This window comes from Streptomyces sp. SID486 (assembly GCF_009865385.1).
Lineage (GTDB): Bacteria > Actinomycetota > Actinomycetes > Streptomycetales > Streptomycetaceae > Streptomyces.
This window is the reverse complement of record NZ_WWJT01000598.1, coordinates 1-10,316: the sequence shown is the minus strand read 5'-3', so window position 1 is coordinate 10,316 and position 10,316 is coordinate 1. Positions and strand designations below refer to the sequence as shown.

Annotated in this window: 5 protein-coding genes; 2 read left to right on the top strand and 3 right to left on the bottom strand. The window is 75.1% G+C overall.

Translation table 11 applies throughout. The annotated features are described in order from the left end of the window. Positions 1–279 precede the first annotated feature (279 nt). The gene (locus GT045_RS28100; protein ID WP_161335909.1) at positions 280–4,008 is read left to right on the top strand and encodes a type I polyketide synthase; all 3,729 of its coding nucleotides are present in this window, start codon (positions 280–282) and stop codon (positions 4,006–4,008) included. After that, positions 4,005–4,976 (top strand): TauD/TfdA family dioxygenase, encoded by a 972-nt coding sequence (locus tag GT045_RS28095; protein ID WP_161335908.1) that lies wholly within the window; start codon positions 4,005–4,007, stop codon positions 4,974–4,976. The genes GT045_RS28100 and GT045_RS28095 overlap by 4 nt, the downstream gene beginning before the upstream one ends. On the opposite strand, the gene GT045_RS28090 is transcribed toward GT045_RS28095, so the two are convergent. The 3 genes from GT045_RS28090 to GT045_RS28080 form a co-directional block, all read right to left on the bottom strand. Further along, positions 4,963–5,877 (bottom strand): kinase, encoded by a 915-nt coding sequence (locus GT045_RS28090; protein ID WP_161335907.1) that lies wholly within the window; start codon positions 5,875–5,877, stop codon positions 4,963–4,965. The genes GT045_RS28095 and GT045_RS28090 overlap by 14 nt on opposite strands. A 5-nt stretch (positions 5,878–5,882) precedes the next feature. After that, on the bottom strand, positions 5,883–9,038 hold the full coding sequence (locus GT045_RS28085; protein ID WP_161335906.1) for an amino acid adenylation domain-containing protein: 3,156 nt from the start codon (positions 9,036–9,038) through the stop codon (positions 5,883–5,885). Continuing rightward, a partial coding sequence (locus GT045_RS28080; protein ID WP_345942782.1) for an ATP-grasp domain-containing protein occupies positions 9,035–10,316 on the bottom strand: 1,282 nt, incomplete at its 5' end. The genes GT045_RS28085 and GT045_RS28080, both read right to left, overlap by 4 nt.

The window sequence follows — 10,316 nt, the reverse complement described above, 5'->3', positions numbered from 1 at the left end:
GGTCCCGCCCCGGTGCCGGCCGGTCCCGCCCCAGTGCCGGCCGGTCCCGGCGTGGTGCCCGCCGGTCGCGGCGCTGTGCCGGCCGGTCTCGGTGCGGTGCCCTCCGGTGCCGGCGTGGTGCCCACCGGGTCCGTGGCGGAGCCGAACGAGCCGGTGGCGGAGCTGAAGGGGCCCGTGGCGGAGCCGAACGAGCCCGTGGCGGAGCCGAACGAGCCTCATGCGGTATCGAACGAGGTCGTGGCGGAGCCGAGTAAGACTGTTGCGGCACGGAACGAGCCGGTGGCGGAGCCGAACGAGCCCCCGGCCGAGAGCGGTCGCGGCGCCGGTCCCGGTGTGCGCCTGCTGGCGCGGGAGTGGCGGGCCGAGCCCCTCGGCGTACCGGCCGCCGGCCGGGACGCGGGCGGCACGGTGCTGTGCCTGACGGCCGACGAACGGCCCGCTCTCGCCACGGCGTTCGCCCCGGCGCGGCTGGTGGTCCTGCGCCAGGGCGTCGACTTCACGGATGTGCCGACCGCCGTCACGGCCGTCCGGACCGTGCTGCGGGCCGGCGCGGTGGACGGTGTGCTGGACCTGTGCGCCCTGGCGGAGGAGAGCGACGACGAGCGGGACGCGGGCCCGTGGCAGGCGCGGCTGGCGATACTGCAGCAGGTGCTCGCGGCCCGCCCGGCCGGCGGGGTGCGCATCCTCCAGGTGACCAGCGGTCTCTACGACCCCCTCGATACGGTCGGCTCCCGCCCGCGCGCGGCCGGGGCCCGGCTCGCCGGCTTCGTGCGCGTCCTCGGTGCCGAGTACCCCTGGGCCCGGTCGACCGTGCTCGACACGGACGACCCCGGCGACCTCCCCCTCCTGTCGGCGGCCTGGCACGACACCGCCCCGTACGGCGAGATGCGGATGCGTGCCGGTGTACGGCAGCGGCCCTGCCTGGTGCCGGCGCCCGCCGGGCAGACGCGCTGGCGTCCCGACCCGGAGCACGTGTACCTGGTGACGGGAGGCACCCGCGGCCTCGGTGCGCTCACCGCGCGGCACCTGGTCGACCGCGGCGCGCGGCGGATCGCCGTGCTCGGTCTGCGGCCCCTGCCGCCGCGCCACGAGTGGGCGCGCGAGGACCTGCCCGCCGCCACGGCCGAGGCCGTGGCGACGGTCCGGGAGCTGGAGCGGCGGGGGGCGCGCGTCATGCACCACTGCGGTTCCCTCGACGACCGGCCGGCCTTGGCCGCGTTCCTGGCGGGGGTCAGGACCGCGCTCGGACCCGTCGGGGGCGTGGTGCACTGTGCGGGGCGGTCGTCGGCGGGACCGGCGGCATTCGTGCACAAGGAGCCGGCCGGGATCCGGGAGGTGCTGGCACCCAAGGGGGACGGCCTGGACGCCCTGCTGGACCTGACCGAGCAGGACCCGCTCGCGTTCGTCCTGCTCTTCTCCTCCGTGAGCGCGGCCGCCCCGGTGCTGGCCGCGGGGATGACGGACTACGCGGCGGCCAACGCCTATCTGGACCTGGTGGCTCGTCACCGGCCGGGTGTCCGTGCCGTGAACTGGCCCGTGTGGCGGGACAGCGGCGGCGCGACCGGCCGGCCCGACGCGGCGGCCCGGATCGGCCTGCACGCGCTGCCGGACGACGCCGGTCTGGACGTACTCGACCGTGTGCTCGACGGGCCGGCGGCCTCGGTGCTGCTGCCCGTCCAGGCGGTGGACAGCGGCTTCGACCCCGAAACGGCGCTGCGGATCCCGCACGCCCCGCAGCCCGCCCCACCCGTCACGCCCCCCGCCCCCGACGTCACGCCCACCGCCCTATCCGTCACGCCCACCGCCCTACCCGTCACGCCCTCGGCCCCCGACGTCACGCCCACCGCCCGGTACGCCCCGCACGTGACGCAGCCGGCCCCGCGCCTCGCGCAGCCCGCACCTGTCACCGCCCACCCCGCACCTGTCACCGCCCACCCCACACCTGTCGCCGACCTCCAGGCCGTCACCTCCGCCTCCGCCCCCGCCCCCGCCGGTGCCGACGCAGCACAGGGAGCCGCGGGCGAGGCGGGTTCGGGATCAGAGGTGCCGCCCGCCTGGCTGGTGACGGTGGTCGCCGAGGTCCTCGGGATTCCCGAGCCCGAACTGGAGCACGACGTGACCTTCGGCGACCTCGGGGTCGAGTCGGTACTGCTCGCGGAGCTGGTCACCCGGATCGAGGCCCGGACCGGCCGGCCCCTGGAACCCGCGGTGCTGCTCGACCACCCGACGCTGGGCCGTCTGGGAGCCCATCTGTCCGGCGCCGGTGTCGCCCCGACGACCGACCCGGTCGCCCCACCGGTCCCTGCGGAATCGGTCGCCCCACCGGTCCCGACGGATTCGGTCGCCCCACCGGTTCCGGTGGATTCGGTCGTCCCGGCGGCCCCCGCTCTCCCGGTTCCCCCGCCGGTCTCGGCGGGCTCCGTCCCCCCGCCGGTCTCGGCGGGTCCCGTCTCCCCGCCGGTCTCGGCGGACACCGTCCCCCCGCCGATGCCGGCCGTCCCCGCGGGCCCCGTCGCCGTCGGCCGGCGGATCGCGGTGATCGGGATGGCCTGCCGCTTCCCGGGCGCGCCGGACCTCGACGCCTACTGGCGACTTCTCCGGACGGGCGGATTCGCGGTCACCGAGGTGCCGCCCGGCCGCTGGGACGTGGACCGGCTCTACCGGCCCGAGCAGCAGGCGGGCCGCAGCATCAGCAAGTGGGGCGGCTTCGTGGACGCGCTCGAGGACTTCGACCCGGAGTTCTTCGGCATGGGCGACCGCGAGGCACGTGACCTCGACCCCGCGATCCGGCTGACCCTGGAGGCCACCGCCGCCTGCCTGCGTGACGCCGGGTACCGCGACGAGGAGCTGCGCGGCTCGGACGTCGGCGTGTTCATGGGCGCCCGCATGTCGGGCTACCGGCGCCGGATCGGGCTGACGGCCGCCGCCGGGGGCCTGGGCGGCGACCAGAACTTCATCGCCGCGCGGGTGGCCCACCAGTACGACTTCCGCGGCCCCGCCCTGGTCGTCGACAGCGCCTGCTCCTCCGCGCTCGTGAGCGTGCAGACCGCGGTGCGCAGCCTGCAGGCCGGAGAGTCCCGGCTGGCCGTGGCCGGCGGTGTGGAAGTCCTGCTGGACGAGGAGCCCTACCTGGAGTTCAGCGTGGCGCGCGCCCTGTCGCCGAGGGGCCGATGCGCCAGCTTCGCCAAGGACGCCGACGGGTTCGTGCCGGGCGAGGGCTGCGGTGTGCTGCTCCTCAAACCGCTCGACCGGGCGCTCGCCGACGGGGACCGCGTGCACGCGGTGCTGGAGGCCGTCGCGGTCGGCAACGACGGGCACACCATGGGACTGACCACCCCGAACCCGGTCGCCCAGGCCCAGGTCGTGCGGCGCGCCCTGAACGGCGCGGGCGTGAGCGCGCGGGACATCGGCCTGCTGGAGGCCCACGGGACCGGCACGATGATCGGGGACCCCCTGGAACTGCGCGCTCTGACCGAGGTGTTCCGCGAGTCCACCGACGAGACCGGTTTCTGCGCCCTCGGCAGTGTGAAGTCCAACCTGGGGCACCTGCTCAGCGCCGCCGGGATCGCCGGGCTCGTCAAGGCCCTGCTCGCGGTGGAACACGCGGAGATACCGCCCACCCTGTTCTGCGACACGCCCAACCCGCGGTTCGACTTCGCCGGCTCGCCGTTCGTGCCGGCCACCCGGCTGAGGGCGTGGACCGGCGCCCGCCGGTTCGCCGGCGTCAGCGCCTTCGGCCTGGGAGGCACCAACGCCCACGCGGTCGTCTCCCCGGCACCCGCGCACCGACCGCGGCGCACCGCCCTGCCGGCCCCGGTGTTCCACCGCCGGCGCCTGTGGTGGGACCGCCGGGACGCGGACGTCCCGCAGGCCCCACGGCCGGCCGCCGGGCCGCTGGTCGCGTACCGGGACGCGGACCGCGCCACCGCCCCACGGCCGGCCGCCGGGCCGCTGGTCGCCTCCACGCTGAACCTCACCTTCCGCGCCCGAGACAAGGCCGACGCATGACGACGACCCTCCCGTTCCCCTTGCCGTTCCCGCTCACGACCGAGGCCGGAAGGCCGCCCGTCGCCGAGATCACCGGTCCGCCGGACCGTCTCGCGGGACACCGCGCGGCACTGGAGGCGGTCGTCGCCGAGTACGGCGCCGTGCTGGTGCGCGGACTCGCCCTGGCCGACGAGGCCGCGGCGGCGGCCGCCGTGCGGGCCGTCACCGGTGAACCGATGGAGGAGCGCGAGCCGTTCGCCCCGCGCGCCGTGCTCGGCTCGCACCTGTACTCGTCCACCGAGTGGCCGCCGGACCAGCCCATGTGCATGCACCACGAGCTGAGCTACTCCCTGCGGGTCCCCGCCCGCCAGGTGTTCGTCTGCCTGGCCGCGCCGGCCGCGGGCGGGGCGGTGGCACTCGCCGACGGGGCGGCGGTGCTGCGCGGTCTTCCCGCCGCCCTGGCCGACCGCGCCGAGCGGCACGGCTGGGAGCTGCTGCGCACGCACAACGGCCCGGTCGGCGTGGACTGGCAGAGCGCCTTCGCCACGACCGACCCGGCCGAGGTGGAACGGTACTGCGCACAGGAGGGCATCACCTGCTCCTGGAGCGCCGACGGGACCCTGCGCACCCGGCGGGTCCGGCCGGCCGTACGACGGCATCCCGGCACCGGCGAGCGGGTCTGGTTCAACCAGCTCGCGTTCCTGAACGAGTGGACCATGGACCCGGCCGTGCGCGACTACCTGGTCTTCGCCTGCGGCGCGGACGGCCTGCCGTTCACCACCCGCTTCGGCGACGGCACGCCCCTGGACCGCGGCACCGTCGACCTGATCAACGCCGTCTACGACGCGCACGCCATCCGCGAACCCTGGCGGGACGGCGATCTGCTGCTGGTGGACAACCTGCGGATGGCCCACAGCCGGGACCCGTACCAGGGCGAACGACGCGTGGTCGTCGCCCTGGCGGATCCGCTGGACCTCAGTCGAAGCTGAGCGAGCGGAACAGCGAGACGTCGTCGCTCAGGTGCGAGCAGGCCCGTACGGTGGCCGCCACCTTCTCGACGTAGCCGGGGCCGGCGGTGTCCAGCAGCACACCCAGCATCGTGCCGCTGTGCGCCGCCACGATCCCCAGCGCGCCCACCTCCCGGCCGATGCGCAGGACGTCCGGCAGGGTGCGCTTGGGCCACAGCGCCTGGTTCATCTCCGCGCTGCGGGTGGCGACCGCGCCGGCCTCCGCGAGGTCACGGCGCCGTACGGCACCGGTCAGGCGCTCCAGCAGCCGCGCGTACTCCTGCCGGTCCGCCGTCGTGAACGGCTTGGCGATCCGGTTGAAGGCGACCGTGTCGACCGTGCCGCCCTCGTCCAGGCCGACCACCGTCATGGTGGGCAGCGATCCCAGAAGGCCGCGCAGCCGTACCCGCCGGTGGTCGAAGGCGACGATCCCCGGGTACAGGACCCCGTCGGTCGGTTCGATGCGACGCAGCAGCTCCTCCAGCCGTGCCTCGGGCAGCGGTGTGCCGAGGGCGTTGGCGACGGCCCGGGCCGCGGCCACCAGATCGGCCGAGGAACTGGCCATGCCCTTGCCCTCGGGCAGCGTGCCGTCGAGCGTGAGCACCCCGCCGAGGCGCGCGCCGGCTCCCGCGAGGACCATCTCCGCGATCCGCCGCGCCTTGGTCTTGTGCCCCGGCCGGACCGACACACCGGCCGCACCGGGCACGGCCCGGAAGGTGGCCATGGTCCACCGGGCGACCGGCAGCGTCACCAGGAAGTCGGCGTCGGGTTCGGGCAGGACGCCCTGGAGGAGTTCGCCGAAGGTCCCGAAACACGTGCTGACCCCCGTGGCGCCCCGGCCGTGGACCGGGGCGCCGACGGGAGCGGTGGTGCTGGAACTCACCGGCGTCACCGCCGAGGGCAGCGGGCGGCGACCAGGGCGGCCACCTCCGCCGCTCGGGTCCGTGCGAAGTAATGGCCCCCGCCGTCGAGGGCGATCAGGGACACCGCGGCGGCGACCTGCTCCCACAGCTTGTACCGCTGTGCCGGCTCCCGGGTCCGGGTGTCGTCGGCCGCCACCACGACGTCCACCGGAGTGCTGAGCAGGCCCTGGCGCGCACCGCTCTGGAGTCCGGTGAAATAGGCGTTGGTGGAGCACACGTCGTGCCGGTAGGCGCGGCCGACCACGTCCGAGCGCTCCGCGCGCATCCGGTCCAGCTCCACGTACGCGCTGTCGTCCGCGAGCAGGGCGGTGACCTGCCGGTCGTCCAGGGCGCTGACCTGAGCGCTCTCCTCGGCCAACTCGGCTGGCTCGTCCAGTAGCTGAGCGGCCAGGAAGAGACGCTCGGCCGGGCGGCCGGCGTCCTGCAGCAGCCGCGCCAGCTCCACGGCGTAGGCGGTGCCGGCACAGTGCCCCCACAGCAGGACGGGACCGTCCGGCAGCTCCTTCAGCACCTTGCGCGCGATGTCGGTCACGTCGGCGAGCGGCTCGTCCGGCCGGCTGATGTCGTGCCCGGGCAGCTCCACACCGAACACACCCACCCCCGCCGGGGCCAGCTCACGGGCGAGCGCCTGGAAGTTGAGGGCGTTCCCGCCCGCGTAGGGGAAGCAGACCAGTGTGCCCCGCGTGCCGCCGGACGGTGTGCCGAGGCGCTGCAGCAGTTCCTCGGCCCCGGTCGGCGCGGCGGCGTCGAGCACCGCGGCCAGGTCGCGCAGGACCGGGTGGGCGGTGATGTCCCGCAGCGAGATCCGGCGGTCCAGCCGCACCACCAGGCGCACCGCGGCGAGCGAGGTGCCGCCGAGCGTGAAGAAGTCGTCGTCCCGGCCGATGCGGCCGACCAGGACACCCAGCACCTCGGCCCAGGCGAGGGCCAGCCGGCGCTCGGCGTCGGTGGCGGGCGGTACGTAGGCGCTGGTGCCCTGCGCCAGCTCGGCGGCGAGCCCGGTGAGGTACTTCTTGTCGGTCTTGCCGTTCTCGGTCAGCGGCAGGGTGTCGAGCCGGTGGAAGTACGACGGGACCATGTACTCGGGCAGCGCGGCCGAGAGGAAGTCCCGCAGATCGGCCGACTGCAGGCTGTCCGACCCGGTGTGGAACGCGACCAGGTGCTTGGTGGCGTCCCCGCTGCCGACGATCACCACCGCGGTCTCGGTGACGCCCGGCATCTGCAGCAGACGGTTCTCTATCTCGCCGATCTCGATCCGGAAACCGCGGACCTTCACCTGCTCGTCGCGCCGCCCCAGGAACTCGATGGTGCCCTCCGGCAGCCAGCGCCCGTAGTCGCCCGTCCGGTACAGCCGGGTGTCCGGCAGGTAGGGATCGGAGGTGAACGCCTGCGCCGTACGCTCCGGGTCGTTGATGTAGCCGCGGCCCACGCACACCCCGGAGAAGGCGATCTCGCCGGGAGCGCCGAGCGGCACGATCCGCAGCCGCTCGTCGAGGATGTAGGTGTTCACATTGCGCAGGGAGCGGCCGACATGGACCACGGGCAGGTCCCGTTCGGCCCTGCCCCGCAGCACCGCGTGCATGGTGTCGTCCGACACCTCGGTGGCGCCGTAGGCATTGACCAGGGCGATGTCCGGGCAGAGGGTGAACCAGCGTTCCACCAGGCCCGGCTTGAGCGCCTCCCCGGTCACCGACAGCGCACGCAGATCGCCGAGCGCGCGCGGGACGGCCTCCAGGCGGGAGAGCATCACGTCGAGGAAGGCGGGGACGACCTGGGCGACCTGGACGCCGCCGCCGGCCAGCAGGTCGACGAACCGGTCGACGTCGAGCTGGTCCGCCGTGTCGACCAAGAGGGTGGAGCCACCGACCAGCAGGGGTGCCAGCAGCTGCCACAGCGAGATGTCGAAGCACTGGGAGGCGGTCTGCGTGACCGTGTCCCCGGTCCTCAGCTCCAGGTCGTCGACCTTGGCGTACAGGTGGTTGAGCATGCCCGCGTGCTCGCACATCGCGCCCTTGGGCGCGCCGGTGGAGCCGGAGGTGAAGTAGATGTAGGCGAGCTGCCCGGGCTCGCAGCGCCGCCCCGGCGAACCGGTCCGCGCGGTCCGGCAGGCGTCCTCGACGAGCAGGGTGCGGCACTCCTGCCCGCTCAGGGCGACGGCCGAGGTGAGCAGCTCCCGGCCGCTCGGGTCGGTCAGTGCGTGCCGGCAGGCACTGCGCCGCAGCTGGTCGGCGACCCGGGCGGCGGGGAAGTCGGGACGCACCGGGAGATAGACGCCGCCCGCCTTGAGCACGCCGAGGGTGGCGGCGAGCCAGTCCAGCGTCCGGTCGGTCACGACGGCCACCACGTCCTCGGTGTCCAGGCCGCCGTCGAGCAGGGCGTGCGCGATCCGGTTGGACATCTCGTCGAGTTCGCGGTATGTCCACCGCCGTGTGCCGTGCGCGGCGGCGACCGCTCCGGGGGAGCGGCGCACCTGCTCCTCGAACAGCTCCACGAACAGCGCGTCCGGCAGCGGCCGGTGCGGACCGCACAGCGAGTCGCGCTGGAAGGCCAGCTCCTCGGCGGAGAGCAGGGACCTGCCGTGGTGGTCCGCGCCGGGATCGGCGGCCAGCAGTTCCAGGGCGGTCAGGTGGTAGCCGGTCAGGCGCTCGGCGTGCTCCAGGGTGAGCACGTCCTGGCGGTACGTCAGCGTCATGGTGAGGTCGGCGTCGTAGTGCAGCGCGGCCGCCGTCGCGGGGTCGAGTGCGCCGTCCCGGCCGGTCCGCAGGTCCAGCAGCGTCTCGGTGGGGGCGACGAACGGGTCGGCCAGCGCGCGGGCCGCCTCGGCGACCAGGTCCCGCCACGAGCCGTCGGACACGGTCGCGGCGTGCGCGCTCCGGCCGGTGTTGGTACGGCGCCCGGTCACGATGCTGCGTTCGGAGGTGACGGCGGACAGCACTTTCAGCTGGACCGCGAACAGCAGCGCCGCCAGGTCGACACCGAGTTCGTCCGCCCGCCCGCACAGCGCGGCCTGCAGCCCGGGCGGGACAGTCCTGCGATGCTGCGCGGAACGGGGCTCGACGACGGCGCCGACGATCGTCCAGCGGGGAAGCCGCGTGCCGGTGGGCCGGTGCGGGTCGCTCATCGGGTCTCCTGGGGTTCGGCGGTGAGTATCTGCAGGTGCGCCACCGCGCGTTCGGCGCGGGCGGCGGCGGTCGCGGCGTCGGGGCCGGTGGCGACGGCATAGCCGAACCGGTCCCGGAACGAGTGGGTGATCTCCAGCACGGACGTCCCCGGGGACACGGTGATCTCGGCCAGTTCCACACCGGGCACGGCCCGCGCCGCCCCGGTCCCGCGGACCGAGGTGACGGCACCCGCCCGGGAGGCCGTCGCGAAACGGATCGCGGCGTGGCCGGACCGCATCGCCCGGGTGCGGACGCGGCGGCCGGCCGCCCGGGCCACGGTGGCGGCCACCAGATCCACGCCCGTCGCGAGCCGTACCAGCGTGGGGATCATGCCTCCGGCCAGCCTGGGGTTCACCTCGATCACGACCGGCCCGTCCGGGCCCCGGCGCAGCTCGGTGTGCGCGGGACCCCAGCCCAGTCCGAGGGCGGACAGCGCACGCAGCGCGGTGTCCGCAACGCCGGCGGGCACGTCGGCTGCCGGGAAGTCGTGCCCCGTCTCCACGAAGTACGGTTCCGGCCCGAGGTGTTTGGCGACCACGCCGACCACCGTGCCGTCGAAGGTCTCCACCGACAGCTCCGCCCCGGTCACGTACTGCTCGACGAGCACCGTCTTGGGGATCGCCCGGCCCCGCTCGTCGACGGACGCGGCGAGCAGCGCCGCGGCATGCCGGGCCACCTCGCCGGCGGTGGCGCACAGCCGGACCCCCACGGAGCCCGAGCCCGTGGTCGGCTTCACCACGACGGGGAAGCCGATGTGCGCGGCGGCGGCGACCGCGTCGGCCGCCTCGGCCGCCGTACGGAACAACGGCACCGCGACCCCCGCGGCGGCCAGCGCGGCCCGCTGCCGGTCCTTGTTCCGGCAGCGGACGATCGTCTCCGGGTCCGGTGCCGCGAGCCCCAGCCGGGCACAGACCGCTGCCGCCGTCGCCACGAAGTACTCCGAGCTGGACGTGACACCGGCAAGGCCCGCACCGGCCGCCAGACGCCGGCAGGCCGCCAGCACCTTGGCGGAGTCGCCGGTGTCCACCGCCAGGTGGCACACACCGTCCTCGGCCAGATAGGGGTAGCGCTCGGCGGCGGCGGTCAGCACGACGGGCCGCAGCCCCAGTTCCCGCGCCGCCGAGCAGAACTGCCGCCCGGAACCGGTGGTGTTGCTCTCCACCAGCGCCAGCCAGGTCACGGCGCCCCCTCCCGTGGTGCCCGCGCCCCGTCCGCCGCCCGCCCGGCGATCGCGGCGG

What these genes read in the sequence shown, in the direction of transcription:
- GT045_RS28095 (WP_161335908.1), top strand. Translation starts at nt 4,005, where the DNA reads ATGACGACGACCCTCCCGTTCCCCTTGCCGTTCCCGCTCACGACCGAG.
- GT045_RS28085 (WP_161335906.1), bottom strand. Translation starts at nt 9,038, where the DNA reads ATGAGCGACCCGCACCGGCCCACCGGCACGCGGCTTCCCCGCTGGACG.